General features: G+C 55.8%; 26 protein-coding genes. 10 read left to right on the top strand and 16 right to left on the bottom strand.

Annotation, left to right across the window (positions count from 1 at the left end; all coding sequences use genetic code 11):
* Window positions 1-7: 7 nt before the first annotated feature.
* From ACIRQ6_RS10610 to ACIRQ6_RS10590, 5 genes are all read right to left on the bottom strand, one after another.
* Window positions 8-676, bottom strand: coding sequence for a hypothetical protein (locus tag ACIRQ6_RS10610; protein WP_420860558.1), 669 nt, complete (start codon window positions 674-676; stop codon window positions 8-10).
* Complete coding sequence (locus tag ACIRQ6_RS10605; RefSeq protein ID WP_420860557.1) at window positions 677-1,978, bottom strand: TRAP transporter large permease; 1,302 nt, start codon at window positions 1,976-1,978, stop codon at window positions 677-679.
* The gene (locus ACIRQ6_RS10600) at window positions 1,975-2,688 is read right to left on the bottom strand and encodes a TRAP transporter small permease (protein ID WP_420860556.1); all 714 of its coding nucleotides are present in this window, start codon (window positions 2,686-2,688) and stop codon (window positions 1,975-1,977) included. The genes ACIRQ6_RS10605 and ACIRQ6_RS10600 overlap by 4 nt, the downstream gene beginning before the upstream one ends.
* Before the next feature lie 69 nt (window positions 2,689-2,757).
* Window positions 2,758-3,744 carry a TRAP transporter substrate-binding protein gene (locus tag ACIRQ6_RS10595; RefSeq protein ID WP_420860555.1) on the bottom strand — a complete coding sequence of 329 codons (987 nt, stop codon included), beginning with the start codon at window positions 3,742-3,744 and terminating at the stop codon, window positions 2,758-2,760.
* A 24-nt stretch (window positions 3,745-3,768) separates the two neighbouring features.
* Window positions 3,769-5,010, bottom strand: coding sequence for an NAD(P)/FAD-dependent oxidoreductase (locus tag ACIRQ6_RS10590; RefSeq protein ID WP_420860554.1), 1,242 nt, complete (start codon window positions 5,008-5,010; stop codon window positions 3,769-3,771).
* Between the two features lie 170 nt (window positions 5,011-5,180).
* On the opposite strand from ACIRQ6_RS10590, the gene ACIRQ6_RS10585 reads away from it, so the two are divergent.
* Window positions 5,181-6,710 carry a glycosyltransferase family 4 protein gene (locus tag ACIRQ6_RS10585; protein ID WP_420860553.1) on the top strand — a complete coding sequence of 510 codons (1,530 nt, stop codon included), beginning with the start codon at window positions 5,181-5,183 and terminating at the stop codon, window positions 6,708-6,710.
* A gap of 20 nt (window positions 6,711-6,730) precedes the next feature.
* Here the strand turns inward: ACIRQ6_RS10585 and ACIRQ6_RS10580 are convergent, their stop codons facing one another.
* The 5 genes from ACIRQ6_RS10580 to ACIRQ6_RS10560 all read right to left on the bottom strand — a co-directional run bounded on the left by ACIRQ6_RS10580 (window position 6,731) and on the right by ACIRQ6_RS10560 (window position 12,217).
* The gene (locus tag ACIRQ6_RS10580; RefSeq protein WP_420860552.1) at window positions 6,731-7,846 is read right to left on the bottom strand and encodes a DegT/DnrJ/EryC1/StrS family aminotransferase; all 1,116 of its coding nucleotides are present in this window, start codon (window positions 7,844-7,846) and stop codon (window positions 6,731-6,733) included.
* Window positions 7,847-8,419 (bottom strand): acyltransferase, encoded by a 573-nt coding sequence (locus tag ACIRQ6_RS10575; protein ID WP_420860551.1) that lies wholly within the window; start codon window positions 8,417-8,419, stop codon window positions 7,847-7,849.
* Complete coding sequence (locus tag ACIRQ6_RS10570; RefSeq protein WP_420860550.1) at window positions 8,419-9,366, bottom strand: Gfo/Idh/MocA family protein; 948 nt, start codon at window positions 9,364-9,366, stop codon at window positions 8,419-8,421. Before ACIRQ6_RS10570 ends, ACIRQ6_RS10575 begins: the two co-directional genes overlap by 1 nt.
* 21 nt (window positions 9,367-9,387) lie before the next feature.
* Window positions 9,388-10,683: a nucleotide sugar dehydrogenase gene (locus ACIRQ6_RS10565; protein WP_420860549.1), complete on the bottom strand. Its 1,296-nt coding sequence runs from the start codon at window positions 10,681-10,683 to the stop codon at window positions 9,388-9,390.
* A 133-nt stretch (window positions 10,684-10,816) separates the two neighbouring features.
* Window positions 10,817-12,217 (bottom strand): DUF2779 domain-containing protein, encoded by a 1,401-nt coding sequence (locus ACIRQ6_RS10560; RefSeq protein WP_420860548.1) that lies wholly within the window; start codon window positions 12,215-12,217, stop codon window positions 10,817-10,819.
* A 172-nt stretch (window positions 12,218-12,389) separates the two neighbouring features.
* Here ACIRQ6_RS10560 and ACIRQ6_RS10555 point away from each other — a divergent pair, with 172 nt between their 5' ends.
* The 4 genes from ACIRQ6_RS10555 to ACIRQ6_RS10540 all read left to right on the top strand — a co-directional run bounded on the left by ACIRQ6_RS10555 (window position 12,390) and on the right by ACIRQ6_RS10540 (window position 15,624).
* The gene (locus ACIRQ6_RS10555) at window positions 12,390-12,827 is read left to right on the top strand and encodes a MarR family winged helix-turn-helix transcriptional regulator (RefSeq protein ID WP_420860547.1); all 438 of its coding nucleotides are present in this window, start codon (window positions 12,390-12,392) and stop codon (window positions 12,825-12,827) included.
* The gene (locus ACIRQ6_RS10550) at window positions 12,824-13,999 is read left to right on the top strand and encodes an FAD-dependent monooxygenase (RefSeq protein WP_420860546.1); all 1,176 of its coding nucleotides are present in this window, start codon (window positions 12,824-12,826) and stop codon (window positions 13,997-13,999) included. The genes ACIRQ6_RS10555 and ACIRQ6_RS10550 overlap by 4 nt, the downstream gene beginning before the upstream one ends.
* A gap of 81 nt (window positions 14,000-14,080) precedes the next feature.
* Window positions 14,081-15,208, top strand: coding sequence for an iron-containing alcohol dehydrogenase (locus ACIRQ6_RS10545; RefSeq protein WP_420860545.1), 1,128 nt, complete (start codon window positions 14,081-14,083; stop codon window positions 15,206-15,208).
* The gene (locus ACIRQ6_RS10540) at window positions 15,205-15,624 is read left to right on the top strand and encodes an acyl-CoA thioesterase (RefSeq protein ID WP_420860544.1); all 420 of its coding nucleotides are present in this window, start codon (window positions 15,205-15,207) and stop codon (window positions 15,622-15,624) included. Before ACIRQ6_RS10545 ends, ACIRQ6_RS10540 begins: the two co-directional genes overlap by 4 nt.
* Here ACIRQ6_RS10540 and ACIRQ6_RS10535 read toward each other — a convergent pair.
* Window positions 15,617-16,180, bottom strand: coding sequence for a TetR/AcrR family transcriptional regulator (locus ACIRQ6_RS10535; protein ID WP_420860543.1), 564 nt, complete (start codon window positions 16,178-16,180; stop codon window positions 15,617-15,619). The two genes, ACIRQ6_RS10540 and ACIRQ6_RS10535, sit on opposite strands and share 8 nt — an antisense overlap.
* A gap of 66 nt (window positions 16,181-16,246) precedes the next feature.
* On the opposite strand from ACIRQ6_RS10535, the gene ACIRQ6_RS10530 reads away from it, so the two are divergent.
* Genes ACIRQ6_RS10530 through ACIRQ6_RS10515 form a run of 4 tightly spaced genes read left to right on the top strand, consistent with a single transcriptional unit; the run spans window position 16,247 to window position 19,936 of the window.
* On the top strand, window positions 16,247-16,708 hold the full coding sequence (locus ACIRQ6_RS10530) for a (2Fe-2S)-binding protein (RefSeq protein WP_420860542.1): 462 nt from the start codon (window positions 16,247-16,249) through the stop codon (window positions 16,706-16,708).
* Window positions 16,709-16,712: 4 nt separating this feature from the next.
* On the top strand, window positions 16,713-18,953 hold the full coding sequence (locus ACIRQ6_RS10525; protein WP_420860541.1) for a molybdopterin cofactor-binding domain-containing protein: 2,241 nt from the start codon (window positions 16,713-16,715) through the stop codon (window positions 18,951-18,953).
* Between the two features lie 10 nt (window positions 18,954-18,963).
* Complete coding sequence (locus tag ACIRQ6_RS10520) at window positions 18,964-19,578, top strand: hypothetical protein (RefSeq protein WP_420860540.1); 615 nt, start codon at window positions 18,964-18,966, stop codon at window positions 19,576-19,578.
* The gene (locus ACIRQ6_RS10515; RefSeq protein ID WP_420860539.1) at window positions 19,571-19,936 is read left to right on the top strand and encodes a hypothetical protein; all 366 of its coding nucleotides are present in this window, start codon (window positions 19,571-19,573) and stop codon (window positions 19,934-19,936) included. Before ACIRQ6_RS10520 ends, ACIRQ6_RS10515 begins: the two co-directional genes overlap by 8 nt.
* On the opposite strand, the gene iolG is transcribed toward ACIRQ6_RS10515, so the two are convergent.
* Genes iolG through iolD form a run of 5 tightly spaced genes read right to left on the bottom strand, consistent with a single transcriptional unit; the run spans window position 19,933 to window position 25,474 of the window.
* A complete protein-coding gene (gene iolG, locus ACIRQ6_RS10510; protein ID WP_420860538.1) occupies window positions 19,933-20,922 on the bottom strand; it encodes an inositol 2-dehydrogenase in 990 nt (329 codons plus the stop codon). The genes ACIRQ6_RS10515 and iolG overlap by 4 nt on opposite strands.
* A 12-nt stretch (window positions 20,923-20,934) precedes the next feature.
* Window positions 20,935-21,765, bottom strand: a complete 831-nt coding sequence (locus tag ACIRQ6_RS10505) for a class II fructose-bisphosphate aldolase (protein WP_420860537.1) — start codon at window positions 21,763-21,765, stop codon at window positions 20,935-20,937.
* A complete protein-coding gene (locus ACIRQ6_RS10500; protein ID WP_420860536.1) occupies window positions 21,762-22,601 on the bottom strand; it encodes a 5-deoxy-glucuronate isomerase in 840 nt (279 codons plus the stop codon). The genes ACIRQ6_RS10505 and ACIRQ6_RS10500 overlap by 4 nt, the downstream gene beginning before the upstream one ends.
* Before the next feature lie 20 nt (window positions 22,602-22,621).
* Window positions 22,622-23,548 (bottom strand): 5-dehydro-2-deoxygluconokinase, encoded by a 927-nt coding sequence (gene iolC, locus ACIRQ6_RS10495; RefSeq protein ID WP_420863895.1) that lies wholly within the window; start codon window positions 23,546-23,548, stop codon window positions 22,622-22,624.
* Between the two features lie 60 nt (window positions 23,549-23,608).
* Window positions 23,609-25,474 (bottom strand): 3D-(3,5/4)-trihydroxycyclohexane-1,2-dione acylhydrolase (decyclizing), encoded by a 1,866-nt coding sequence (iolD, locus tag ACIRQ6_RS10490; RefSeq protein ID WP_420860535.1) that lies wholly within the window; start codon window positions 25,472-25,474, stop codon window positions 23,609-23,611.
* A gap of 125 nt (window positions 25,475-25,599) precedes the next feature.
* Here iolD and ACIRQ6_RS10485 point away from each other — a divergent pair, with 125 nt between their 5' ends.
* Window positions 25,600-26,700, top strand: a complete 1,101-nt coding sequence (locus ACIRQ6_RS10485) for a Gfo/Idh/MocA family protein (RefSeq protein ID WP_420860534.1) — start codon at window positions 25,600-25,602, stop codon at window positions 26,698-26,700.
* The last annotated feature ends 12 nt before the right edge of the window (window positions 26,701-26,712 follow it).

Genomic DNA, 26,712 nt, shown 5'->3' with positions numbered 1-26,712 from the left:
GCAGGGCTCACAAATATTCTGGCCGCACAGTGTTTGGGCGTTGGGCCTCGATCACGGTCAAAATATCTGTGATTTCTCTATCGTGATGCTGCCGCAATGCAGCCTTGTAGGGCGGTAGGTTCGTACATTCCAAAAGCAGATGTTTATGACGCGGTGTCCAGTGTGCCTCGACCAGTTCTGCTAATTCTTGGGCCGCGCGGTGTTGATCAATCTTAAGCGCGTCGGTTTCAATAACACCGCGTAAGTGATGCCTATGTGGCAGGCCGATAATGCTGCGCGCAAAGGTCGGATGGGCCCCAAGATGATCTGCAGTGAGCTGTGCTTGATCAAAGGTCAGTATCATCAACTCGTCTGGATCAAAGCGCTGGCTGAGATGGTCTAGGGCGATGAGGGCAGAACTGACAAAGGGCCGTGTCGTGCGCGCAGCCATAGGGTATTGCCAATAGGACAAGAACCCGCAAGAGGTTGCAATGATGTCGCCTTTGGCTTGATCCAAGGCTTCTTCAAACGGCCTGATGTCAATTTGCGCAGGCTGGTTGTTGACGATTTTGCGAACTGTGGCTGACCGAACCGTCAGGATTTCTGGCACGTCCAAATATGTGGCAGGACAGGCCACGTCGCCGGGGACACGGGGAAACTGCGTATCCAACTGCAAGATACTGATGGAAGGGCGCATCTATTGCCGGATGTTGTTGGGCAACCATGTGGCCAGTTCGGGCCAGATCACAAGGATCACCACCATAAGTAACATCAGCCCAACCATTGGGATCGCGGTTTTTGAGATATAACCGATCTCGTGGCGCGTCATGCCTTGCAGCACAAACAGGTTGAACCCGATGGGCGGGGTGACTTGGGCCATTTCCACAACCACCACGATGAAGATCCCAAACCATATAACGTCGATGCCCGCTTGACGGATCATCGGCTCGACTATGGCCATGGTCAGCACAACAGACGAAATCCCGTCGAGGAACATTCCCAAGATCACATAAAACACCGTAAGGGCCGCGATCAAAACGATAGGCGACAGATCCATCCCATCGATCCAAGCGGCCAAGGCGCGGGGCAAGCCGGTAAAGCCCATCGACAGCGATAAAAATGCAGCCCCCATGAGGATCAGCGCAATCATGGCCGAGGTGCGCGTGGCCCCCATGAGGCTTTCGAGGAAGGCGCTAAAGGTCAGTGATCTTTGGAACATCGCCAAAACCAATGATCCAATGACCCCCACGGCTGCGGCCTCGGTCGCTGTGGCCCAGCCGAAATACATCGATCCGATCACAGCAAAAACAAGGCAAAGCACAGGGATCAGGAAACGGCTTTCTGACAGCATTTCCCCTATGCTCATGGAGGGTTCAGGGGCAGGGCGTTCACTGGGGCGCAGGAAATGCCAAAACATGATGTATGACATAAAAAGCCCGGCCAAAACGAGGCCCGGGATGATGCCTGCCATGAACAATTTGATGATACTTTCGTTGATCGACACGCCATAGACGATCAGTGTCAGAGAGGGCGGGATCATCAGGCCCAAAGTGGCAGCCCCTGCCAATGTGCCCACGATCATATATTCAGGATACCCCCGTTGGCGCAGTTCAGGTATCGACATTTTTCCTACTGTTGTCAGGGTCGCCGCTGAGGATCCCGAGACGGCAGCAAAGATCGTGCAGCCCGCAATATTGGTGTGTAGCAACCCGCCCGGTAAGAACCGCATCCACGGGGCAAGGCCGCGAAACATGTCTTGCGATAGTCTTGTGCGATAAAGGATCTCGCCCATCCAGATGAACAGGGGTAAGGCCGTCAGGGTCCAACTGCTGGCCCCAGTCCAGATCGTGGTGATCATCGCATCCCCTGCGGGGCGCGTCGTGAACAGTTCCATACCAACCCAAGCAACGCCCATCAGGGCCAAGCCGATCCAGATGGAGGACCCGAGCAGGGTGAACAGAACAAAAAGGAAAACGATTGTGGCGTAGGCTTCGGTCATTCCACAGCCTCCGTCCGGATCGGATTTTGGCCAGTTATCAACATCCGGTAAAGGGTGTCCCACAGGGCAATGGCCAGCAGGACCGTGCCGATGCTCATGGCCAGTTGCGGGATCCAAACTGGGGTGTAGACCAGCTCGCTTGAAGTGCCTGCCATGGCGCTGCCCCAGTCGCTGACCGCAATGCTAGGAAGGGACAACAGGGTTACAATCCACTCTGGGATTTGATCTTGACCTTGGGTCCGGTCGTTCAGCATCTCGGAAAACTGATTGGTCTTGATCGCATAGCGGGCGAAATATGTCGCAATGACCGCGGCGCCAAACACGGCGAAGACATCCAACCACCGCTTGAGAAATCGATTGGCGTTCAACACGATAGAGACACGAATATGCGCCCCACGGGTCAGCGCATGGCACAGCGCAAAGAAAGACGTGGCGGCCATAGCGTAGCCTGCAAATTCTGTGGTGCCGGGCAGGGCGAAACCGGTCCAGCGGGCGACCATCTGCGCCACAATGAGCGCTAGAATGGTCATCATGAAACAAGCCGCCAGTGCGCCGGACGCAAAATACACCCCATCCAGAAAACGCCAGAGCGGGCGTAGGACACGTTCAATGCGCGGCCCCGCCGCCAAGCAAATGATTGCGAAAACAGATGGAAAGACAAAAAGCCAAACCCAGAGGGGAAGGCCCAGAACAGGCGACCAATCGCGCATGGGTTTAGATGTCCTTGGAAGATCAGAAAGCGGGTCAGCACCGCTGTGTAAGGCGCTGACCCCAATGGTTTATTGTGCTTTATAGGCGTCCAAAATGGCTTGGCCGTCAGCACCAGCGGTTTCCAACCATTCGGCTGTCATCTTAGCGCCAATGGTTTCCAATTCGGCCAAAAAGTCTGCGCCTGCGTCCTCGACGGACATCCCGTTCTTGGCCAGTTCTTCAAAATAGAAGTTTGACAGTTCTGCAGATTTGGCAGCACAGCTGGCAGCGGTTTCATCTGCGGCTTTCTGGATGCCTGCTTTGGTGGCATCATCCAAACCGTCCCAGACTTGCGAATTGACCATCACATAGTTGCGCGGCAGCCATGCGTTGACTTTGTAGTAGTGGCTCAGATGCTCCCAAACCTTGCGGTCATAGCCGGTAGAGCCGGACGAGATAAAGGCCGAAGCCACACCCGTCGCCAATGCTTGGCTCAACTCTGCGGCTTCGATTTGGACAGGGATCATACCCAGTTCTTCGGCAAAGGTGGCAGTGGCCGAGTTGTATGAGCGGAATTTTACGCCTTGGGTGTCAGCACTGGAGGACACTTCTTTGTTGAAATAGAAGCCTTGGCCGGGCCATGGGCAGGTATAAAGTGCAACCAAATTGAGATCTGCCAATTGCGCGTTCACGGTGTCTTTGGCCACAGACCAAAGTTTCGCGTTGTCCTCATATGTTGTGGCGAGGAAGGGCAGGTTGTCCCAGCCCAATAGCGGCGCCTCATTGGCATGGGCGGACATAAACCGCTCGCCGATAGGCACCTGACCGGTTTGGATGGCCCGTTTGATGTCGCCACCGCCAAACAGCGATCCGCCTGCGTGGACGGTGATATCAATCGCACCTTCGGTGTATTCGCGAACTTTATCGGCAAAGATCACGCCTTGTTCGGAATGGTAATTTGTGGCCGCATAGGCCATCGGCATATCCCATTTTTGGGCATGACCGCCGGCAAAAGCCGCAGTCGTCCCAAGGGCGCCCAAAACGGCAGCGCCGGCAAATTTTGTAAGTTTTGTCATAAGATAACTCCCTAAATGCTACGTCTATCGCGTAGTATATTTGCGCGGATCAAACGGCGACACATCGATATTGGGCGGGGTGCCGCTGATCAGGTCCGCTATAATCCGACCTGTTTTGGCCCCCCCTGTCAAGCCTACGTGCTGGTGCCCAAAGGCGCTAAAGCTGCGGTTGCCCAAATCATTCGCACCGATTAGGGGCAGACTGTCCGCAGGAGCAGGGCGATGTCCCATCCAGTCTACTGTGTCGTCATAGGTCAGATCCGGCAGCAATCGCGCCACTTGCCGTTTGAGCATATCGATGGGTGCGCGACTGGCCTTTGCATCCAAACCGCCAAACTCAATAACCCCAGCAGCGCGCAACCGGCCCTGCATCGGTGTAAGAACGAATTTTCCCGAAGCCACCATGATCGGGGCTTTGGGCATTGCCGAAGGGTTCAGAAATTCGACGTGGTAGCCGCGTTCGCTTTCAAAGGGGACATTTACCCCCAGCTTGTGAGCAATGGCCTTGGACCAAGGACCTACCGCAAACACAATGTGATCTGCGCTTTTGTCGCCCTTAGTGGTATGGAGGGTCTCAACGGCCCCTTGATCCAGACTGATGTCGTGGACCTCGGCGATCTCAACGCATCCGCCGAGGGTCTGGAAATGGTCCGCCAAAGCCTGGACATACTCCCCCGGATCGCTGATGCGGCCATGGTTTTTGCATCTGACCACAACCTCGAAAGCCGGTCCCACCAAGGGGTCATAGGCGCTGTAGCTCTCGCCGCTAACAATGTCGAGGGCGACGCCTGCAGCCTTGCGTTTGTCCCATGCGTAGCTGTCGGCTTCGAATTCGGCACGGGTAGCATAGCCAAAACAATAGTCTTCTGTCGTGATGAATTTGGCAGCTGGGGTGCCCTGTGCAAGGGCCTGATGTTGCTGCACGCTATCGTGCAACAAGGTGCCCATGGCCTGCCCATAATGATCAACCTGTGCATCATTCGCATAGGACAAATAACGCCGCAAAAAGGGGATAAGGTGCGGTAGGTAACGCCACCTCAAGAACAAAGGCGCGTCCTTATCCCATAGCATAGCGGGCACCTTTTTCAGCAGTCCGGGCGTCGTCACGGGAACCACAGCACCGGCGGCCAGAACACCTGCGTTGCCATGACTGGTGCCCGACGCGGGGCCTGCGCGATCCAGCAAAGTGACGCTATGGCCCGCACGCTGCAGCCATATCGCACAAGACACCCCTACAATGCCTGCGCCGACCACGATGACCTTCATGTTTTTGACCCTCCCTCGGCCTAGCCCAGTAAGGCTAGGCCAGCCCGGATCGCATTGCCAGCATTCAAATGGATCGCGGCTTGCGGGATAATCCTGCAGGCTCCTTGACCCCCGATAACGGCACTGTTAGACCCGCCAAATATCCAAAAATAGCTTTGAGATCTGACGACATGGCAACGAAAGAAGCTTTGAAGACGTTGCCCCACAAAACAGTTGTCACTCTGACTTATCACGAAATCACACAAGACCCGCGCGTGTTCAAACAAGCCCGCGCTTTGGTTGAGGCCGGTCACCAAGTGCATGCGTTTTGCGCGCAATTGCCGGGGTTTGTGGCAACCGAAACCGTTCAAGGCATCAAAATAACGCGGTTTGATTGGGAGGCTAGCGATTGGGTTCGGCCAGATAGTTTGGCCGATTTTCCGTTTCTGAAACGCTCGAAACAGGTTGCCACCGAATTGTTTGAACCATTTGCGCAAAGCGCGACAAGGTTCCATCAAAAGAAAGCCGGCCTTGCGGAGTTAATTACGCCGCAGGATTGGGAAAAGTTGGATCTGGGGTACTACAAAAAGTTTAAAGGCAAAGAACGTAAAACGCGCAAAGCAGAGTACCTCAAGACTAATCTTAAATTGACGATTAAACAGTTGCCAAAGCGGCTGTTTGGTGGGGGCGCGCAACTCAATCCAATTGAACTGCGCGGAATGGGCAAGTCTCTGGGACGAGACTTTCGCGACCTCTATCAACTGACGTCCCTTGTATTTGCTGGCAATTTGCAGCGGGTGGTCGGGGATTTACGACCTGATGTTGTCCATGCGCATGATCTGTACTGCTTGCCGGGCGGGATCAATTTAGCTCAGAGCGTCGGCGCAAAATTGATCTATGATGCGCATGAATATGAACCGTCACGGGCCACTAAAATGCAAGTGGGTTCCGAGGATTTTGTCAAAGATCTGGAAGATGATTGCCTCGAACATGTGGACCATCTGATCACTGTAGCTGCAGCTTTGGCTGACCTTTATGGCGCAAGATTTGCAGGGCCGCCGCCCAGTTTGATATTCAATGCACCTGAGGTCGATCTGGATAATGTGTTCACCGCTTCTGACACTGCGCCACATATCATTCCAATCCGCACCCGAGCGGCAGTGTCGGATCAAACGCCTTTGGTCGTGTTCACTGGTGGCATTCAACAGGGTGCGCGTGGGATGGATAAGGTTCTAGAGGCTCTGACGGAATTGCCCGAAGTTCATTTGGCCACTTTGGGGCCTCGACATGAGGCCAGCGATGAGTGGTTCTTAAAGCATGCCGAGACTTTTGGCGTAAAAGATCGGGTGCATTTGTGCGATGCGGTGCCAGCGGCAGATGTCTGTGCGACAATTCAATCCGCCAATGCTGCGATCATCCCTATTCAAGATGCGTCGATCAGTTATCGCTTCAGCATGCCCAATAAGTTATTTGAAGCGGCTTTTGCGGGCCTTCCGATTTGCGTGTCAAACCTGCCCGAAATGCTTGCCTTTGTCACAGACCTAGGGATCGGGCGCGGAATGGATCAAACAGATCCGCACAGCATTGCAGGTGCCGTGCGAGATGTGCTTGATAATCCTCAAAGCTATGAGGCGGCCCCGGAAAAACGTGAAAAGCTGGCGACTTACTACAGCTGGCCTGCGCAAGTGTCGCGCCTTCTGGCGATTTACGATACCCTTTGATCCTAGACTTGGGCCAGTTTCTAAACTTGCGCCAGCGCAGCGATCACGCGATCTTGCTCATCCGTAGACAGATAGGGGTGCATTGGTAGGCTGAAGGCAGTTTGTGCGCAGGCTTCGGAAACCGCTAGCCCATTGGGATCTTGCGGAAATTTTGCGTAGGCTGTTTGCTGATGCAAGGGAAGAGGGTAGTAAATGGCTGTGGGGATGCCCTGAGATTTCAGGCCCTCTATGGCCCGCGAACGGTGATCCTCTGACTGTGCCAAAAGAGTATATTGCGCCCACACGGATGTATATCCTTGTGGAACGGTTGGTGTTTTGAAGGCTTGCGATATGGTGTCCGTGTAGCGCTGGGCAACGCGGTCGCGTGCCTCAAGTTCATCACTATATACAGCCAGTTTTTCCAACAAGATCGCCGCCTGCAAAGTGTCCAGCCGTGAATTCATGCCAATGCGAACATTGTCATATTTTTGCGTGCCCTTGCCGTGAAAGCGGTAGCTGCTCAGCAATTCAGCCGTGGCCGTGTCATCGGTAAAAACGGCCCCACCGTCGCCATAGCATCCCAAAGGCTTTGCCGGGAAAAAAGATGTGGTGGCCAGCGGTCCAATGCCGCCCGCGCGTTTGCCGTGATAGCCTGCGCCAAACCCTTGGGCAGCGTCATCGATAACTGTCATGTCATGCTCGGCCGCAATGGCGGCAATAGCATCATGGTCCGCAGCCAAACCAAATAGATCCACGGGGATCACGACCCGCGGGGTCAGCCCTAAATCGCGGGCCAATGCGATGCACCGCTGCAGGCTGGCAGGGTCCAGAGTGTAGGTATCCGGGTCGATATCTGCAAAAATGGGCGTGGCCCCAAGACTTGGCACAACCTCGGCCGTGGCCGCAAAGGTAAAGCTGGGACAGATGACAGCATCGCCCGTCCGCACGTTCAAAGCCATGAGCGCCAGCAACAGCGCGTCGGTTCCATTCGCGCAGGCAATACAATGCTTTGCACCACAAAACTCAGCCAGTTTTTGCTCTAATTCAGCGACCTCTGGACCCAAGATATACTTACCATGGCTCAACACCGCTTGGATACGGGCGTCGATTTTGTCTTTAAGGCGGGCTTGCTGAGCGGCCAGATCGATAAATTGCATCTAAGGTCTTTCTATCAGTTCCAAGGTGCCGTCAGTTTCGCAGTAAACCTCGCCTGTACGCGGACAGGTCAGATCTGCACCAAGGCGATCACCAGACTTACTGACCCAACCAATCCGGCGAGCAGGGATACCCGCGACAAGGGCGAAATCGGCCACATCTTTGGTCACAACGGCCCCGGCAGCCACCATGCAATAGGCGCCCAAGGTGTTGCCGCAAACAATCGTTGCATTGGCCCCGATGGTCGCGCCTTTGCCCACATGGGTAAGGCCGAATTCCTCTTTGCGCTCTACATGGGCGCGGGGGGTCAGCACATTGGTGAACACACAAGATGGCCCACAAAAAACATCGTCGGCCAATATAACGCCCTTATAAAGCGCCACGTTGTTTTGGATTTTGCAGCCATTGCCGATGCTGACGTGGGGTCCAGCCATGACATTTTGGCCAAGAACACAGTTTTCCCCAATCGTCGTGTGCGGCAGGACATGCACGAAATGCCAGATCTTAGTCCCGGCCCCGATTTCGCTAGGGCTGTCGACATAGGCGCTTTCGTGAATGAAGGGCGCGTCCGGCATTAGGCCCCCAAAATGCTTTTGAGATCAGGATGCTGTTCACCAAGGCCGGGCTGCAAAGGGGCTGTGCGGATATTGCTAACCACTTCGATTGACGGGCGCACCACGTCCAACCCATAGCCATTACCATCCAACACGTTTTGATAGCTTGCTGTGTGCAAATCGGTAAAGCCGCCGGAAAATTCGATCTCTTCGCCCTCAACAGTGATCGAGCGATGCGTGCTTTGACCCGCAGGGGTATGGGGAGGCAGGTGGTCGCGATTGATGGACAGGACCCAGCGTACACGTGCTTGTTCAAATTCCAAATAGCCGGCGGCGGCGTCTGGGCCACGGTGGTGCACGATGTTTTCGCGGATCGGCCCAAAGACAAAGGAAAGCATGTCGTAGAAATGCACGCCAATATTGGTCGCGATCCCGCCAGACTTATGTTCGAACCCCTTCCATGAGGCGTGATACCAAGCGCCACGCGATGTGAAATAGCCTAGGTCAACGTCATAGACTTTGTCCTTTGGACCTGCAGCAATACGGTCGCGCAGGGCAATGATCGACGGGTGCAGCCGCAACTGCAGGATCGTGTGAATACGGTTGCCCGTATCAGCCTCAAGGTCAGCCAGATCATCAAGATCGCTCGGGTTCAGCACCAAAGGCTTTTCGCAGATCGCATCACTGCCAGCGCGCAGGGCAAAGCCCATATGGGATTTATGCAGATAATTTGGGGAACAGATCCCGATATAGTCCAATCCCTTGTCCTGTCTGCGCAGACCGTGCACGTGGTTTTCGAACTGTTCAAATTCAGTGAAAAAGGCAGCGTCTGGAAAATGGCTGTCCATAATGCCAACGCTGTCGTTGACGTCATAGGCCACTTGCAATGTGCCGCCTGTGTCTTTGATGGCTTTGAGATGGCGCGGGGCGATATAACCGGCAGCCCCGATCAGCGCATAATTGGTCAAGACGGTGTCTCCTTTAGAAAATCAGGCGCGCACGACGGTCGCATCACCACGGTACTTACCGCGTGTATCGACCAGAATAGGCGCATTGGCACGGATCATATCATAGTCAAAATCACTGTGATCCGTCAGCAAAACAACCGCATCAAAACCGGCCAACACTTCAGGGGTCAGGGTCACGGATGACAGATCAAAGTCATGCTCGCGCATGGTCGGAAAAACAGGGACGTTGGGGTCGGAATACTGAACGTCCGCGCCCCAGTCGCGCAGGTGTTCCATCACAAACACCGACGGGCTTTCGCGCATATCATCCACGTCACGCTTGTAGGCAATGCCAAGGGCCAGCACTTTGGCGCCATTGAGGCTTTTGCCTTGGGCGTTAAGGGCCCGCACGGTTTTGTCGACCACATACTGCGGCATGGCTGCGTTAATCTCGCCTGCCAATTCGATAAAGCGGGTGTGCAATCCGTATTCGCGCGCTTTCCATGTCAGGTAAAACGGGTCAATCGGAATACAGTGCCCGCCGATGCCCGGACCGGGATAATAGGCGGTAAAGCCAAAGGGCTTGGTTTTCGCCGCATCGATAATTTCAAAGATATCAAGCCCCATGGCATCCGCTACGATTTTCATCTCGTTGACCAGCCCAATGTTGATCGAACGGTGGATGTTTTCCAACAGCTTGACCATTTCTGAGGCCTCAGTGGAACTGACCGGCACAACTGTATCGATGAACGCGCCATAGAGCGCTTGGGCGGCCTTCAGGCAGGCTGGTGTATGGCCGCCGGCCACTTTGGGAATGGTTTGCGTGCTGAAGTTTGCGTTGCCCGGGTCCTCACGCTCTGGCGAATAGACCAGATAGAAGTCTTGCCCCACAGTCAGGCCTGCCTGTTCCACATAGGGCAACAGGATTTCCTTGGTTGTGCCGGGCCACGTGGTGCTTTCAAGACTTAGCAGCTGACCTTTGCGCAGATGAGGCGCAATGGCGTCCATCGTGGCGGTCACAAAGCTCAGGTCAGGCTCACGGGTTTCGTTTAGCGGGGTTGGCACACAAATGATCAACGCATCGCATTCTGCCGTGCGCGAAAAATCCAATGTCGCCTCAAAGCCGCTTTCGACAAGGTCCTGAATGTCGGAATGGGCGATGTGCTGGATGGGACTTTGGCCTGCATTCATCTCTGTCACGCGGGTCTCAAGAACATCGAAGCCAATCACACGAAATCCCGTGCGCGCGACCGAGAGGGCCAACGGAATACCAACGTAACCCAAACCCAGAATGCCCACCACTGCGTCGCGGCTTTCAACTCTTGATACAAATTCCATACGGGCCTTCCGGTCTATGCCAGTCTTTGATTTGGTGATACTCGCCGCGGCTAGGATTGCAACCACCGATGGTGGCTTTTTCGCTTGGGGTGGTTTCGGGGCGACGTCTGACTTTGGGGCCGGTTTCCCAACGCTAGGACGGCTGATGACCGGCACTTTCGGACAAAACCTCTAGAACCCTTTCATAGATCCGCACCATCGCAAAACTGTCGAGGCCGCAATAGGCCAACATATCGGCGCGCAACTGATCTCGCTCTGCCCCTTGGGGCAGGGTGATCATACGGGCAAAAGCCGCCATAGCCGCTGTACCATTGGCCACAGGCATCCCCTCGTAGGTCAAATCGGGCACCATGACGGGTAAGACATTTTTGATCGAGGTGCGCCCATCAAAAGCAACGTCTACGTAGCCCAGTTTGAAGATGTCCTGCAAATCCACGGTTCGATCTGTGACATCCTGCAAGAAGTCCGCATGCTGTGGATAGAGCCCGCCCATGGCCCGGTTCCGACCATTCTCGTAGCCTTTGTTCCACGAAACGACACTGCCTGTCGCTGGAAGGGCCGACCTGAGTGCATCTATCAGCGGCCCGGGGCTTTGCCATGCTTGGGCCAGATATTCATGGTGATCCAATCTGCCATTTGCTTGCAGAACATGCAGCGAAAACTGGAACGGGATCTGCATCCCTGCATTGACATCAGGCAAATCTGGCAGGGGGGATTGCGTGGCCTCGTAGTCGTAAAAGGCCAAAGGAAACTCAAGGGCATCGACGAAACTCTGGATAATTTCGCGATCAATAAAGGGGCGTTGATTTTGGGCGGACCAAACCACTTTGGCCTGTCGTGCAGATAATCCGTCCAAGGGCACATCCGCCAGATCAACGATCCCGTCTTCGCGGTATTGGGCAATCTTGCCCGCTTTGATCCCGGGCAGTGTGTAGATCGAATGCTTTGGAACAGAAGGGTTCAAATAGGCAAAGCTGTCGCAATGATTGCCCCGTGTCAGCGTCACACAGGTGCAACTGCTTTCATCGATCTGCGACTGGTCCAAAAACTCCAAAGCCAGAGGGATTTGGCGGCCTACGTCGGGCATTAAGTCCCGAACTGCTTCGGTTTGATCGTTCAGGATAAAAGGCGCAGTACCATTATTGATCGTATGATCCCCATTGATATGCGCGACAAACAGACCGCTGATTTGATGGCCCAATGCCTGGGCCAAATTGGCCTGAAACGCGAGGTCAAACAGATGCGATGTACTGGGGCTGTGGCTGCTTTTAATCTCGATCAAATCTACAGACCCATCTGTCTGCCTGCGCAACACATCGGTGCGGGCAAAAGCGCCGGAAGGCAATTCAAAAACAACCTGCTTGTCTAGGGTCGCATCGCCTGACACCTCGGCCAACCAAGTTTCAATCGCCGCCTCGACCACATAGCCCTGATCGCGACGCAACTCTTGGCCAAGATCGGGCGCCGCTTGTGGGATCATTTCCGGCTTGTGCCGCGCCAGCCAAAGGGATTTGGGGCAATGCAGAAACTGCATAAAATCGGTTTTGGACAGGCGCTGGGCGATGGGAAACTCTCGCTTCTTGAAACGGTTGAGTGGTTGATAATGTCAGGCTATGCAGCGATGCGGTCCGGCGCAACCCTATGGTGCAAATGGGTTTCCGCTATATAGTTGCAAGCGTAACTAAACGACTGTAGCGTTCCGCGATATGACCTCTGTTGACCCTTTTGATCTTCGCGATTTTCTGCCCTATTTGCTGGCGCAAGCCGCAGAGGAAACCAGCCTTGGCTTTCAAAAGCACTACAAAGATGGCTACGGCATGCTGCGCAATGAATGGCGCGTGTTATTCCATCTGGGTCGCTACGGCGCGATGAGTGCCCGCGACATCTGCGAGCGGGCCAAATTGCACAAAACTAAGGTGAGCCGCGCTGTTGCAGCCCTTGAGCGCCGCCGCTTTCTGGCGCGGAGCCCAACGGCCCTTGATCGCCGCGTTGAAGTGTTGGATTTGACCAAATCCGGACACAGCGCTTATCTTGATTTGGCGCAAAAGGCACGGTCCTATGATGCCGCGATGGTCCAATCGCTGAGTGCAGAACAAGAGGCCGTTTTGCGCGCGTGTTTGGCAAAAATGGCAAAACTGCCATGACGCCCAAAATCCTGATTGCGGGCGCTGGCCTTGGTGGATTGTCTGCTGCATTGGCGCTGCGCCAGATCGGCTGCGAAGTTGCGGTTTATGAGGCAGCCAGCACCCTAGGCGAGGTAGGGGCGGGTATCCAGCTTAGCCCCAACGCGATGCATGTGTTGCGACATTTGGGACTTGAGGATCAGATTGTTCAGGCAGGCTATGCTCCGCAATTTGCAGCCATGCGCCATTGGTCTACGGGCAAAACGCTGTTTTCTTCGCCGCTGAACCCGGTCTGTGTGTCTCGCTACGGCGCACCGTATGTCCATATCCACCGTGCTGATGCCCATCAAATTTTGACCCAAGCCGCACAGGCCGCAGGCGTGCAGATCACAACCGGTGCGCCCGTGACAGGGTACAACCAAACCTCCGAGGCTATTGCGCTAAAGGTCAAAGGGGGATCAGTCGAGGGGGATCTGTTGATCGGGGCCGATGGGATAAAGTCGCGGATCCGTGACCAGATGCTAGGGCCGCAAAAGGCACGTTTCACGGGGCAGGTCGCGTGGCGTGCTTTGGTGCCTGCAACGTCTGTGCCGCGCGACTTGTTGGCACCCGGTGTCACGGTGTGGGTGGGGCCAGATCGCCATGTGGTCATGTATTACGTGCGCGGCGGAAACCTGATCAATCTTGTGGCTGTGGAAGAGCGCAGCGATTGGACCCAAGAAGGCTGGAGCCACCAAGGCGACCCTGCTGATCTGCAGGACCGTTTCGCCGGATGGCATCCGGACGTGGCGCAGGTATTGGACGCTTGCGAGACCGTGCATCTATGGGCGCTTTTTGATCGGCCAAGCCTGCCCCATTGGCATCAGGGGCGTGCTGTTTTGCTGGGGGATGCGTGCCATCCGACCCTGCCTTTTATGGCCCAAGGCGCCTGTTTGGCCATAGAAGACGCAGGGGTTTTGGCCAACTCTATCCACTCTGCCTCAGACTTGACCGCGGCGTTAAGCCAGTACGAGACGCGGCGCAAACCCCGCGCCACAGCACTGCAAACCCGCGCCCGCGACAACGCTGACCTGTTTCATTTGCGTATGTCTGCGCTGACTAAGGCCAAGTTATCGGTCGGGCGGCTGTTACCACCGGTGATGCGCCTCAAAGCCCTTGATGCGGTCTATGGCTATCGGTTTGACAGGCCATAATCGTCAATTGCTTGCGCTGGCGCGCCGTGCGGTTCAGTCTGGCAAAAAGGGTTCACAAATTGGGATCCAAAGGAGGCCACGATGACCGGATTTACCTTTAACACCACGCCCTCGGTGCGTATGGGGGCGGGCCTGTTCAACACTCTTGGCGATGTGGTCGCACCACTGGTGCAGGGACGGGTTTTGCTGGTCACTGATGCTGGCATGATCGCCACAGGTTTTGTTGAAAAAGCGACGCAATCGCTGGTCAAGGCAGGGCTAGAGCCTGTGATCTATGATGGCGTTCTGGCTGACCCGCCCGAGGCTGTGATCCATGCTGCGGCCGAGCTTGCCAAAACCTGCATGGGCGTGATTGGGCTGGGGGGAGGATCCTCGCTGGATGTGGCGAAATTAGCGGCTTTGTTGGCCGGAAGCGGGGAGGATCTAGCGGCGGCCTACGGGGTCGGACAGGCCAAAGGCCCGCGCCTTCCATTGATTTTGGTGCCAACGACTGCTGGCACTGGATCCGAAGTCACCCCAATTTCAATCGTAACAACTGGTGAAAGTGAAAAGATGGGGGTCGTCTCACCCGTCCTCTTACCCGATGTGGCGCTTTTGGATCCGGAATTGACCATTGGCCTGCCGGCCCTTGTGACAGCGGCCACGGGCATCGATGCGATGGTCCACGCCATCGAGGCCTACACCAGCGCCAGTCCTAACAACAATCCCGTCAGCCGCAGCCTCGCACTGGAGGCGCTCAGATTGATGGGGCAAGCATTGGAAACAGCTGTGAGCGCGCCCGATGATCTTCAAGCACGCTCTGATATGTTGTTGGGATCCATGCTGGCAGGGCAGGCCTTTGCCAATGCGCCTGTCGCCGCGGTACATGCTTTGGCCTATCCGATTGGCGGTCATTTCAAGGTGCCGCACGGGTTATCCAACGCCCTCGTTCTTCCCCATGTGATCCGCTTTAATACCCCCAAGGCAGGCGACGACTATTCGGTCTTGGCCGCGGCGCTGTTCCCGGGCAAATCGGGGGCCTTTGCAGATCAACTCACGGACCTGTCACGCCGCTGTGGTGTGCCGCAGACTTTGGCAGAGGTTGGTATTGCCAGTACGGATCTTGATCTTTTGGCACACGACGCGATGAACCAAAACCGGTTGCTGGTCAACAATCCGCGCGAGGTCACTCTGGCTGATGCCCGCGCCATTTATGAGGCCGCCTTATGAGCCGCAATACCTACGCAGAGTTTCGCACAATTCCCACCCGTTGGGCGGATAACGATATCTATGGCCATATGAACAACGTGGTGCATTACGCATTGTTTGATACGGCGGTAAACGGTTGGTTGGTGAGCCGTGGACTGCTGAATATGACCGACAGCCCAACTGTGTTTTTGGTGGTGGAAACAGGCTGTTCCTACCGCGCTGAGATGGCCTACCCTGACGATATCCATGCAGGCATCCGGATCGCTAAATTAGGCAGCTCCAGCATTCGCTACGAGGTCGGCCTGTTCCCGAATGATGCGGCGTCGCCTGCGGCAGAGGGGCATTTTATCCATGTTCAAGTGGATCGTGCGACCCGCAGACCTGTGCCACTGTCCGTCGAGGCCCGTGAAATCCTGTCTGATCTGCTGGTCAGTTGACGCGCAAGGTGCTGAGCACGCTGATCTTGAGGGCGGCCAAGTAATCTTGCAATTGATCCAACGACTGAACCGAAAATTTTGCGTTGGACGCACTTGTTGTAAAAAAGCGCGCATAGGAAATCACTGTGGTTCCGCTGGCTTGGATTTGCGCTTCAAAGGGCGCAAGGCTGTCAGCAATGAGCCTTGCTTTGCGCTCGCTCACCTCGATTGAGGCGGCCTTTCCAGCAGGAGTGAAGCCCAGCAAAAGGTCTTGGGCATCAGGGGTTTGAGCAATGAAATGGAAGTAGTTTATTACACATTCTTCGAAATAAATATCCAGAACCTCGCCTAGGGTTCCCACCTGAATACGCCGCTCGGTAAAGCTGCGTTCTGACTTGTCTGCAACAAAGTGCATTGCTGCGATAAGAACCGTGTCTTTGTTGCGGTAGTGCGTATATAGCGTTTGACGCGAAACGCCTGCGGTATCGGCAATATCGGCCATCGTGGTTTTCCGAATACCGTAGCGGGCTATGACGCCAATCGCGGCTTCTAGAATATTTTGTTCAACTTCGGTCATTCCAGCAACTTGACAGACTGTGTATTTGTGTCAAGTTTGTGGGTATTGATCGAAAAGAGGTGCGGCATGAAAATCACAGTGAACGGAACCGAGCACGAGGTTGATGTGGCGGATGACATGCCGCTACTTTGGGTCCTTAGGGATGAACTGGGCTACACAGGCGTCAAATATGGCTGTGGCATCGCGCAATGCGGGGCCTGCACAGTGCATCTGGACGGCCAAGCGGCCCGTGCCTGCCAAGTGCCCGCAGCCTCTGCAGATGGATCCGAGGTGACCACCATCGAAGGCCTTGGAACGCCCGAGGCCATGCATGCCGTTCAGGCCGCTTGGGTAGAACATCAAGTGGCGCAATGTGGCTACTGTCAGTCTGGCCAGATTATGGCGGCCGCTGCGTTTCTGGACCTCAACCCTGAACCGACGGATGATGATATCGATTTGGTCATGTCTGCCAATCTGTGCCGCTGCGGCACATATCCCCGCATCCGCGCTGCCGTGAAGACAGCCGCCCAAAAACTACAAGGGGCCTAAAGCCATGAGCAAACTTGGAACAATCGCAAGACGCACCTTTTTGATCGGATCTGTGGCAGTCGCTGGCGGTGTCGCGTTCGGGGCCTATGCCTACAAACGCCCGGTTAAAAACCCCTTGTTGGCAGATCTAAAGGACGGGCAAGCAGCGCTGACGCCCTACGTGAAAATCGACAGCTCTGGCGTGACGTTGATCACGCCGCGTACAGATTTGGGGCAGGGCGCTTATTCGGTCCAAGCAGCCCTTATTGCCGAAGAACTGGATGTAGAACTCGACCAGATCAAGGTCGACCCAGGCGTGCCCAGCCCCGCCTATTACAACACTGCCATGGCCGAAGAGGCCGCACCGTTCCGCTCGACTGATAAATCTGGCATGGCAGAGGCTGCGCGTACTGGCATGGATGCCTTGCTGAAATTTATGGGGCTTCAGGTGACAGGTGGGTCGACCACAGTGCCTGACAGTTTTGAAAAACTGCGTATGGCAGGGGCCGTAGCCCGTGAAACGCTCAAGCAAGCCGCGGCCGAAGCCAGTGGTCTGGCTGTGGATGTGCTCAAGACACAAAACGGCGAAGTTTTGCTGCCAGATGGGACGACTTTGGCCTACACGGCACTGGCGGCCCGGGCAGCAGGCATTGCGCCTGTAACAGATGTCACGTTGCGCGATCCGTCCCAATGGCGGTTGATCGGCAAACCCCAGATGCGCGTCGACACTGTCGCAAAATCCACTGGCACGCTGGAATATGGCATCGATATGCGCATGGAAGGCATGGTCAACGCCACGGTCAAACTGAACCCGGCCCAAGGTGCCGGCATCAACAGCTTTGACGCCAGTGCCGCAGAAGCCATGGACGGCGTCATCAAAGTGGTGCCGGTCACAGGCGGCGTTGGTGTTGTGGCCAAGAACACTTGGACGGCGTTCCAAGCGGCAGAAGCCTTGGACGTCGATTGGGCCGCCTCAGACATGCCGGCCACAATGGACGGACACTGGGGCGTTTTGGCTGATGCTTTTGTCGAAGATCAGTTCGATAGCCGTTTGCGCGAGGAAGGCGATGTGATCGCGGCCCAAGAGGATTCCGATGTTTTTATTGCAGAATACCGCGCGCCGTATTTGGCCCATGCGCCGCTAGAGCCGATCAGCGCGATTGTAAAGGTCGAGGATGCGCGCGTGGATGTTTGGACCAGCACGCAAATCCCGCGCTTTGTGCAAACCAATATCTCGGCTTTGACCGGCGTTGATTATGACAATGTCCATGTGCATGTTTTGATGTGCGGTGGCAGCTTTGGGCACCGTCTCGAAGACGAAGTGGTCAAGCAAGCTGCTGAAATTGCGATGGAAATGAAAGGCACTCCGGTTAAACTGACCTATAGCCGCGAAGAAGATTTGACCCATGATTTCACCCGTCAGATCGCCATGGCGCGGGGCGCAGGTGTGGTCAGAGACGGGCGCGTGGAAAGCTTTGACTTGGGCATTTCGATGCCTTCGGTGATTGCCTCACAAATGGGTCGGCAAGGCCAAAACGTACCGGGCCCCGACACGCAGATCGTTGCTGGCGCATGGGAGCAACCTTTTGCGATCCCGAACTACCGGGTCACTGGCTATCGTGCCAAACCGCTTGCGCCGCTCAGTTCTTGGCGCTCGGTTGGGGCTTCGACCAATGCCTTCTTCCATGACGTCTTTTTGGATGAATTGATCCATGAAGCAGGGGCCGATCCGATGCAGGAACGTTTGCGCCTGATGTGGCACGACGACAGTCGCAAGGTGATGGAGGCCGTCGCTGAAATGTCGAATTGGGGCAGCCCGATGGGTGAAAACCAAGGGCGCGGCGTGGCGTTTTGCATGTCCTTTGGTGTCGCTGTCGCGGAGGTAGTTGAGGTGACTAACACCGACAATGGCATCAAGATAGACAACGTCTATGTGGCGGCTGAAGTCGGCACTGTTGTAGATCCGATCAACTTTGAAAACTTGGTGCAGGGCGGCGTTGTTTGGGGTCTTGGACATGCGATGAATTGCGAGATCACCTATACTAACGGGATCGCCGATCAGACCAACTATCATGCCTTTGAAGGGATGCGGATGTATCAATGTCCACAAATTCAAGTGCGCGGTCTGGAAAACAGTGGACAAGTGCGCGGTATCGGCGAGCCACCGGTGCCACCTGCAGCAGCAGCCCTGAGCAATGCGATCTTTGATGCAACAGGTCAGCGCATTCGCGAGATGCCGTTCAACAAACATATCGACTTTGTGTAAGGACCATAGCATGTTGAAAACCCTTACCTTTGCGGCCTTTGCGCTCACGGCGGTTTCCGCCTTTGCAGCGGGCGAAACCGTAACGATCAACCCACCTGCCGAAGGCAGTGTGACCCAGGCCCAAGGCCTTGAGGCATGGACGCGTATTTACGAAGTTGCCAGTCACCCGCGTTGTTCAAACTGCCATGTTGGGGCCTCGAACAGGCCCATGTGGTCGGGACCCTCTTACGGAAAAACCCGCGTTCATGGGATGAATGTCAACGCTGGCGAAAGCCGCATCGGAGCAGAATCCATCCCCTGCGCCGCTTGCCATTTGGCCAATGAAACTGGCGGCCAATCAGGCGCCCATATGGCACCGCAAGTGGCTGCTGATTGGCAATTGCCGCCGGTCGAATTTGAATGGTTCGGTAAAACATCCGAAGAAGTCTGCAACCAATTGCGCGATCCTGAACGTAACGGGGATCGGACCTTTATGGATGTGGCCAACCATCTGGACCACGATGTGATTTTGCACTGGGCATGGAGCCCGGGGGGCAATCGCGAACCTGCGCCTTATTCACTACAAGACCACGTAAACGACATCCTGATCTGGGGCGTCGCAGGGAGCCCGTGCGCAAATGACTGAAACCATTCCTTTGAACCGCACCCAGCGTTTGTTTCTGACCGCTGGTGTGCTGATGCTGATCAATGCGGGCCTGCATATCCTTGCCCCATTGGTCAGTGGCTTTGGATCAGACGCGCTGATGTTGATCCCGGTTGGGGTGCTTTATGGCCTCTTTGGCTGGGGCTTGATGCGGGGCTGGCGTTGGCTGGCCTATATCGTGTTCCTGATCTGCCTGATCGGCGGGGTCTACGCCTATATGATCGCATCGGCCACATCCGTGCCAGCATGGTGGATGGGCCTCATTGTGGCTGCAGATGTTTTGGTGATCGTCACGTTGTTCTTGTTGCTGTGGCGCAGGCCCACGCCTGCAGCGCTTTAGTCTAATTGCAGGCTGCGACCCTCGTTCATAGATTGGGTCGCGGCATCTGCTAATAGCTGCGCCTTCAGCCCATCATTCGCTGAGGGTAAAATAGCTGTACCTGCGTTTAGCGACTCCACAAAATACGCCATTTCGGCGAAATAGGCCGCCTCGTAGCGTTCCAAGAAAAAGTTCATTGTGGGGGCGGCAGTAAAGCCTGCGCTGCCTGCTTGCGTCACAAAATCCTCGGGTTGGTTTGCGGCTTGCAACATACCTTGCGCCCCATGCACTTCGATACGCTGGTCATAGCCGTAAGTTGCGCGGCGTGAGTTTGAGATTTGGCAGATCTTACCTGAACCCGTTGTCAGTGTTACCGCAGCCGTATCCACGTCGCCTGCTTTGCCGATCTCGGGATCAATCAGGCAACTGCCCACGGCGTGGATCGTCACAGGCTCTTCCCCAAGTAAAAACCGCGCCATATCCAGATCATGGATCATCATGTCACGAAACAGGCCGCCCGAGGATTTGATGTAGTCCACTGGGGGCGGTCCGGGGTCTCGCGAGGTTATCACGACCATTTCAACCGCACCGATGGCCCCTTGGGCGACCCGCGATTGCAAGGCCGCAAAGCTGGGGTCAAACCGGCGGTTAAACGCCGTCATAAAGGGCGTTTTGGCACTGTTGACGGCATCGATGCACTGGCGCACCCGATCTGAGGACAGATCAATCGGCTTTTCGCAAAAGATCGCCAAACCGTTGGCGGCGGCCGCATGGATGATGTCGTAATGGGTCGATGTGGGCGTGCCGATGATCACTGCGTCTAAATCCGAGGCACTCAGGATCGCATCCGTGTCGCGCACTTCACCGCCCCATTCTGCCACCAGTTTTTGCGCAGCGTCGGGAAAGAAATCACTGGCGGCAACCAGTTCTGCGTTTGGCAGTCGCGCCAGTGAACGCGCATGCACCTGCCCAATCCGACCACAGCCCAAAAGACCAAAACGAACCATACTCTTTTCCTTCTAAGCGGGGGCCAAAGCCCGTAGTGCCTGACCCGCGGCTTTTGCAATGGGCGCCTCAACCTGTGACAGGATTTGCACACGGTCAAATTGATCGACATCCGCTGCAATTGCGTCGCGGAGCGCTGTGCCAAAGGCCATGCGCAACTCTGTCCCGATGTTGAACTTGCAGATGTTGGAGGTCCGGGCCAGATGGCTGCGCTGGGCCACAGGCACGCCCGAGCCGCCGTGGATCACCAAAGGCACGTCTGTGACGGCCTCAATGGCGCGAATGCGGTCCTCGTCCAATCCGCCCTCGCGGTTTTGTTGCAGATGCACGTTGCCGCAGGAAATCGCCATGGCATCTACACCACTGTCGCGGGCGAAAATTGCGGCCTCGGCAGGGTCTGTCCCGTTTGAGGCCTCGCCTTGCGCGTAGCCCACAAACCCAATCTCCCCCTCGCAAGAAATACCCGCGCCATGGGCCATCTCAGCGATGCGCGCGGTCTCATCAATGTTTTGTTGCAACGGCTTGCGTGAGCCGTCGAACATCAGCGAGGTAAAGCCACTGTCCAGCGCCTCTTGGCAGTCTTCAAAAGTATATCCATGGTCCAGATGGGCCACGACAGGAACGTCTACGCTGGCTGCGAGGTGCCTGAACATTTTGCCTAAAACGGGTAAGGGGGTGTGGGCCCGGCATCCTGGACCTGCCTGCAATATCAAAGGCAATCCGGCGTCTTGCGCGGCCATTGTGTAGGCCCGCATGTCTTCCCAGCCAAGCGTCACCAAGCCCCCCACTGCATAGCCCCCTGCAAGCGCAGGTTGCAGCACCTCTTTCAGTGTGGCGAGCGTCATTTGAACTTGGCCACCATATCCATGATACCCGGAATTGTGTGCAATTGCTCTGCATGGGTGGGTTGGAAATATTGGACCAAACTGCGTTGGCTGAGACCCGCCAAAATGGTGAAGTAGTACATTTCATAACCGGGTAAAACGCAGCAAGGGTGATAGCCTTTGTCGAGGCAAATCGTTGAGCCGTCCATGATGTGATAGGCGTCGCCGGGTTTATTGTCCTCGCGCTGCAACATCTGCACGCCTGAACCATAGTTTGGTTTGAAACGGAAATTATAGGTCTCGTCATGGCGGGTCTCGTCGGGCAAACGGTCCGTGTCGTGCTTGTGACTGGGAAAACCAGACCAACCGCCTTGGCCGACTGTAAACAGCTCGCTGACCAGCAAACGGCCCACGCGGTCATGGTATTTTGTGCCAAGGATATGTTTGATTTTGCGATGGGTTTTGGTGTCGTCAGAGCCATATTGCACAACGTCCAATTCGTCGGCGCGTACGGCGAAAGGCTCGAACACCTCATCGAATTTCGCGCCTGCGACGAACACTTCGGTGTCGGTCTTGGCTGTGAACGTGGCCTCAGCCCCGCTGGGCACATAAACGCCCTCAGGCTCGCCGTCCCAGACATCTTCGCCGCGCCCGCCCAGATCATCTGCCGCCAATGTGCCGACACCCACATCAACCGTGCCCGTGGCAGGTACGATACAGGTCTCGAACCCCGGCACAGCGTAGCCAAAACTTTGCCCTGCTTTGAGTTTGACAATGTTGAAGTAGTTCAGCGGCACTGTTTCATCGCCCACATCAACGATGGGTTTGTTCTCATTTTCAAACGGGGGGATATGCATGGGTGTCCTTTCAGGCCGTATCAAAGGGCCGGGGTGGGGCCGGGGTGTGTGGCCAAAAACTGTTCCAGATCTTCGGGCGTCGGCAAAGCCGGGGCGCAGCCGGGGCGTGAGACAGTAATGGCCGCACAGGCCGATCCGCGCAAGACTGCGTCTTTGACCTCTTGGCCTGTCGCAAGACCCGATAAAAACCCTGCCATAAAACTATCGCCAGCCCCCACGGGTTTTAAGGCGTCTACCGGATAGACGCCCGTTTCAAACTCTTGCCCATCCGCAAAAGTAATCGCGCCCTTTTCGCCCATTTTGTAGATCACGATTTTGGCCGTGGTTGCGGCCAATTCGCGAGCCTTTGCAAGGCCTTTGTCGATGCCGCCCGCCATGAAACCGAACTCTTCGTCATTGCCCACAATAATGTCACTGGCCGCCCCTGCACGCGATAGAACATCTGCGGCGACCTCGGCTGAGGGCCACGAATAGGGCCGGTAATCAACGTCGAAAATGATGGGCATGCCCGCTGCGCGCGCTTTGTCAAAGGCGTGGAACGTAGCGCTGCGCGAGGGGTCTGCTGCAAAGACCGTGCCGGCCGTGACCAATGCGCCGAACGCTTTGAAATCGACGGCGTCCACTTGGGCCTGCGTCACTTGGAAATCTGCGGCCCCGTTTCGGTAAATGACGTTTTGAAAGTCCTCAATGCGGCTTTCATAGACCGCCAGCGAGGTCCGATATTCGCCTTGAATTGGCGTCACATATTGGGTGCCCACATTGTAGCGCTTCAACTGGTTCACGCAGTAGCGCCCAACCGCATCGTCCGAGATTGATGTGACCAATGCCGTGTGCGCGCCAAACTTGCCCAAGCCCGCGCAGATATTTGCACTGGAGCCTCCAAGGCCTGCCTGAAATGTATCTGCCTCTTCGGATTTGGTGCCCGGCGGATCGGCAAAAAAATCCATGCCCGCGCGTCCAAAGACTACAAAGCGGTTTTGCCGGATGCTATTAAGAAGGCTCACCGCCTATACCCCTTTGCGCTGTTTGGATCGGCTGCTTTCCACGTCTTTATGGGCAGCGGCGACTTTAGGATTGTCGGTGACATGGGGCGTGCCCACTTCCCACCATGTGTGGCCTTCGGTCGTCCAGCCTTCAAAGGCGTCCACATCCATGACGATCACAGATGTTTTGTCAGCGGCCTTGGCGCGCAAGAACGCCTCCTTCAATTGGGACGGATTGGCGACTTTCTCCGCGTTTGCGCCCATGCTTGCGGCATGCGCTGCGAAATCAACGCCAAAGGCCTGCGGGATGGTGGGCGCATCAGACAACAGGTTGTTGAAGCTTTCGTTGCCTGTGTTGTTTTGCAGCTTGTTGATCACTGCAAATCCACCGTTGTCTAACACCAAAATGATTAGCTTTTTCTGGCTCAGCACCGACGAATAAACATCCGAGTTTAGCATCAAATAAGAGCCATCGCCGCAAAAGACGACTGTGTCTTGGTCTGGCTCAACCTCAGATTGCGCGATACGCGCACCCCAAGCGCCAGCGATCTCATAACCCATGCAAGAAAAGCCAAATTCCACGTCTACCGTGCCAATATCCAACGTGCGCCAATTTGCTGTGACTTCCGCAGGCAAACCACCGGCTGCCGCCACAACGCGGTCGCGGGCGTCACATGCGGTGTTCACAGTGCCAATGGCCTGCGCATAAGAGTTCGGGCGGTTGCCGTGGCTGGTATTGTCCGCCACATAAGCCACCCATTTTTTCCGCTCGGCTTGGGCAAAACCTACCCAGTCTTGCGTGGCTTTATGCCCGCCCAAACTTGTACTCAGCTCGCTCAGCGTTTCGCGGGCATCGCCGACGACGGGCAGGGACATATGCTTCATCGCGTCGTGGCGGGCTGCATTGATACCGATCAATTGGGCGTCCTTGGCAAAGGCGGTCCATGACCCCGTGGTAAAATCCTGCAACCGCGTGCCTACGGCGATAATGACATCGGCCTTTTCGGCGACGGTATTTGCGCTGTCGGATCCTGTGACGCCCACAGGACCGATGTTCAGAGGATGTGTGTCCAAAAGGTTTGCGCGTCCCGCAATGGTTTCAATGACTGGGATATTATGGGTCTCGGCAAAGGCCGTTAGTTCCGTCACAGCCCCTGAATATTGCACTCCACCGCCTGCGATAATCACCGGGCGTTTGGCCGCGGCGATTGCTGCCTTAGCGCGGGCAACCTCGTCCAAATCAGGCCGTTGCCGGCGAATATGATGTACCCGTTCGGCGAAAAAGCTGAGGGGGTAGTCAAAGGTCCAGCCCTGCACATCTTGGGGCAACCCGATGAACGCTGGCCCGCAGTCAGCGGGGTCTAGCATCGTGTTCAAGGCAGCAGGCAAGGATTGCAGGATCTGTGCCGGATGTGTGATCCGATCCCAATACCGGCTCACAGCTTTGAACGCGTCATTCACGCCAAAGCTCGGGTTTCCAAAGTGTTCAAGCTGTTGCAGAACAGGATCCGGCAGCCGTGTGGCGTAGGTATCACCGCACAGCATCAACATGGGCAAGCGGTTGGCATGGGCCAAAGCGGCGGCGGTCAAAAGGTTCGCCGTACCCGGACCGGCAGAGGCCGTGCAGAACATAAAGCGGCGTCGCAGATGATACTTGGCGTATCCCGCAGCAGCGAATCCCATGCTTTGTTCATTCTGGCCACGATAAAGGGGCAGGGCCTCCTTGTGATCATACAAGGCCTCACCAAGGCAAGTGACATTGCCGTGGCCAAAAATACCAAAGCCGCCACCGCACAAGCGGGTCTTTGTGCCATCTATTTCGATATATTGCGCAGCAAGGTACCGAATGATGGCCTGCGCTGTGGTCAATGTAATGGTTTGGTCGGACATCGGCGTTCAACCTCCCTTGCAACGGATCAAATTTAAAGCAATGCAATTGGTCATTGACCGTGCAGCTGGTTTAAGGATACTCAAATTGCAACCGGTTGCAAACGCTTTTTAACAGGGAGAGGCACGTGACAGAAATTGGCATTGGGATCGTTGGTGGCGGCTACATGGGCAAGGCGCACGCAGTGGCCTATTCCGCTGTAGGCGCTGTCTTTGAAACGGCGTTGCGACCCCGTTTAGAAATGGTTGCGACGTCGAATATGGGCAGCGCGGAAAAGTACCGTGCCGCCTTTGGATTTGCGCGTGCCACGGATGATTGGCAGGTTCTGGTTGACGATCCTCGTGTCGAAGCGGTGGTGATTGCGTCCCCGCAGTCCACTCATCTTGCTGTGGCGCAGGCGGCTTTTGCTGCAGGAAAACCAGTCTTTTGCGAAAAGCCACTTGGCGCCAGCGTCGAGGATGCCAAGGCCATGGTGGCCGCAGCACGGGCCAGCACTTTGCCCAATATGGTCGGTTTCAACTATATCCGCACGCCCGCATCCCAATACGCAGCGGAACTGATCGCCGAGGATGTCATTGGACAGCCGATCTGGTTTCGGGGCGAACATACCGAGGATTTTCTGGCAGATGGCGCAGCCCCCGGCACATGGCGCACACAAGGACGCGCCAACGGCACGATGGGCGATCTGGCCCCCCATATGATTAACGCGGCCCTGCGCCTGATGGGTCCAATCACCAAAGTTATGGCCGAGATTGAAACGGTCTACCCCACGCGCGGGACCGAGACGGTGACCAACGACGACCATGCGCAAATGATGTGTCGCTTTGAAAATGGCGCTATGGGGCATATGTTTTTCAGCCGCACGGCACATGGCCGAAAAATGGGCTATGCCTATGAAATTACAGGAACAAAGGGCGCTATTCGCTTTGATCAAGAGGATCAGAATGCACTGTGGCTTTACAAGGCTGAAGGGCCTGAGGCGCAGCGTGGCTTTACCAAGATCCTGACCGGCCCCGCCCATCCAAATTATGCAGCGTTCTGTCAGGGTCCGGGCCATGGCACGGGTTACCAAGATCAGATCATCATCGAGGCGCGCGATTTCTTGCAAGCAATCGGGACAGGGCAGCCGGTCTGGCCTACGTTTGCCGATGGTCTGGCTGTCAGTCAGGTCGTTGATGCAGCCTTCGACTCACAAAATGCAGGACGCTGGCACAGCGTCGCCACATAAAACAACGGAGCT

Source organism: Algirhabdus cladophorae (assembly GCF_044772865.1).
Lineage (GTDB): Bacteria > Pseudomonadota > Alphaproteobacteria > Rhodobacterales > Rhodobacteraceae > Algirhabdus > Algirhabdus cladophorae.
The sequence above is the reverse complement of the archived record's forward strand: the minus strand, read 5'-3'. Positions and strand labels throughout refer to the sequence as shown.

What these genes read in the sequence shown, in the direction of transcription:
- iolC (WP_420863895.1), bottom strand. Translation starts at nt 23,548, where the DNA reads ATGGATTTTTTTGCCGATCCGCCGGGCACCAAATCCGAAGAGGCAGAT.
- ACIRQ6_RS10575 (WP_420860551.1), bottom strand. Translation starts at nt 8,419, where the DNA reads ATGCCGGACGCGCCCTTCATTCACGAAAGCGCCTATGTCGACAGCCCT.
- ACIRQ6_RS10560 (WP_420860548.1), bottom strand. Translation starts at nt 12,217, where the DNA reads ATGCAGTTTCTGCATTGCCCCAAATCCCTTTGGCTGGCGCGGCACAAG.
- ACIRQ6_RS10580 (WP_420860552.1), bottom strand. Translation starts at nt 7,846, where the DNA reads ATGCAATTTATCGATCTGGCCGCTCAGCAAGCCCGCCTTAAAGACAAA.
- ACIRQ6_RS10525 (WP_420860541.1), top strand. Translation starts at nt 16,713, where the DNA reads ATGAGCAAACTTGGAACAATCGCAAGACGCACCTTTTTGATCGGATCT.
- iolG (WP_420860538.1), bottom strand. Translation starts at nt 20,922, where the DNA reads ATGGTTCGTTTTGGTCTTTTGGGCTGTGGTCGGATTGGGCAGGTGCAT.
- ACIRQ6_RS10505 (WP_420860537.1), bottom strand. Translation starts at nt 21,765, where the DNA reads ATGACGCTCGCCACACTGAAAGAGGTGCTGCAACCTGCGCTTGCAGGG.
- ACIRQ6_RS10605 (WP_420860557.1), bottom strand. Translation starts at nt 1,978, where the DNA reads ATGACCGAAGCCTACGCCACAATCGTTTTCCTTTTTGTTCTGTTCACC.
- ACIRQ6_RS10600 (WP_420860556.1), bottom strand. Translation starts at nt 2,688, where the DNA reads ATGCGCGATTGGTCGCCTGTTCTGGGCCTTCCCCTCTGGGTTTGGCTT.
- ACIRQ6_RS10585 (WP_420860553.1), top strand. Translation starts at nt 5,181, where the DNA reads ATGGCAACGAAAGAAGCTTTGAAGACGTTGCCCCACAAAACAGTTGTC.
- iolD (WP_420860535.1), bottom strand. Translation starts at nt 25,474, where the DNA reads ATGTCCGACCAAACCATTACATTGACCACAGCGCAGGCCATCATTCGG.
- ACIRQ6_RS10540 (WP_420860544.1), top strand. Translation starts at nt 15,205, where the DNA reads ATGAGCCGCAATACCTACGCAGAGTTTCGCACAATTCCCACCCGTTGG.
- ACIRQ6_RS10535 (WP_420860543.1), bottom strand. Translation starts at nt 16,180, where the DNA reads ATGACCGAAGTTGAACAAAATATTCTAGAAGCCGCGATTGGCGTCATA.
- ACIRQ6_RS10545 (WP_420860545.1), top strand. Translation starts at nt 14,081, where the DNA reads ATGACCGGATTTACCTTTAACACCACGCCCTCGGTGCGTATGGGGGCG.
- ACIRQ6_RS10555 (WP_420860547.1), top strand. Translation starts at nt 12,390, where the DNA reads ATGACCTCTGTTGACCCTTTTGATCTTCGCGATTTTCTGCCCTATTTG.
- ACIRQ6_RS10530 (WP_420860542.1), top strand. Translation starts at nt 16,247, where the DNA reads ATGAAAATCACAGTGAACGGAACCGAGCACGAGGTTGATGTGGCGGAT.
- ACIRQ6_RS10595 (WP_420860555.1), bottom strand. Translation starts at nt 3,744, where the DNA reads ATGACAAAACTTACAAAATTTGCCGGCGCTGCCGTTTTGGGCGCCCTT.
- ACIRQ6_RS10520 (WP_420860540.1), top strand. Translation starts at nt 18,964, where the DNA reads ATGTTGAAAACCCTTACCTTTGCGGCCTTTGCGCTCACGGCGGTTTCC.
- ACIRQ6_RS10500 (WP_420860536.1), bottom strand. Translation starts at nt 22,601, where the DNA reads ATGCATATCCCCCCGTTTGAAAATGAGAACAAACCCATCGTTGATGTG.
- ACIRQ6_RS10590 (WP_420860554.1), bottom strand. Translation starts at nt 5,010, where the DNA reads ATGAAGGTCATCGTGGTCGGCGCAGGCATTGTAGGGGTGTCTTGTGCG.
- ACIRQ6_RS10610 (WP_420860558.1), bottom strand. Translation starts at nt 676, where the DNA reads ATGCGCCCTTCCATCAGTATCTTGCAGTTGGATACGCAGTTTCCCCGT.
- ACIRQ6_RS10550 (WP_420860546.1), top strand. Translation starts at nt 12,824, where the DNA reads ATGACGCCCAAAATCCTGATTGCGGGCGCTGGCCTTGGTGGATTGTCT.
- ACIRQ6_RS10565 (WP_420860549.1), bottom strand. Translation starts at nt 10,683, where the DNA reads ATGGAATTTGTATCAAGAGTTGAAAGCCGCGACGCAGTGGTGGGCATT.
- ACIRQ6_RS10515 (WP_420860539.1), top strand. Translation starts at nt 19,571, where the DNA reads ATGACTGAAACCATTCCTTTGAACCGCACCCAGCGTTTGTTTCTGACC.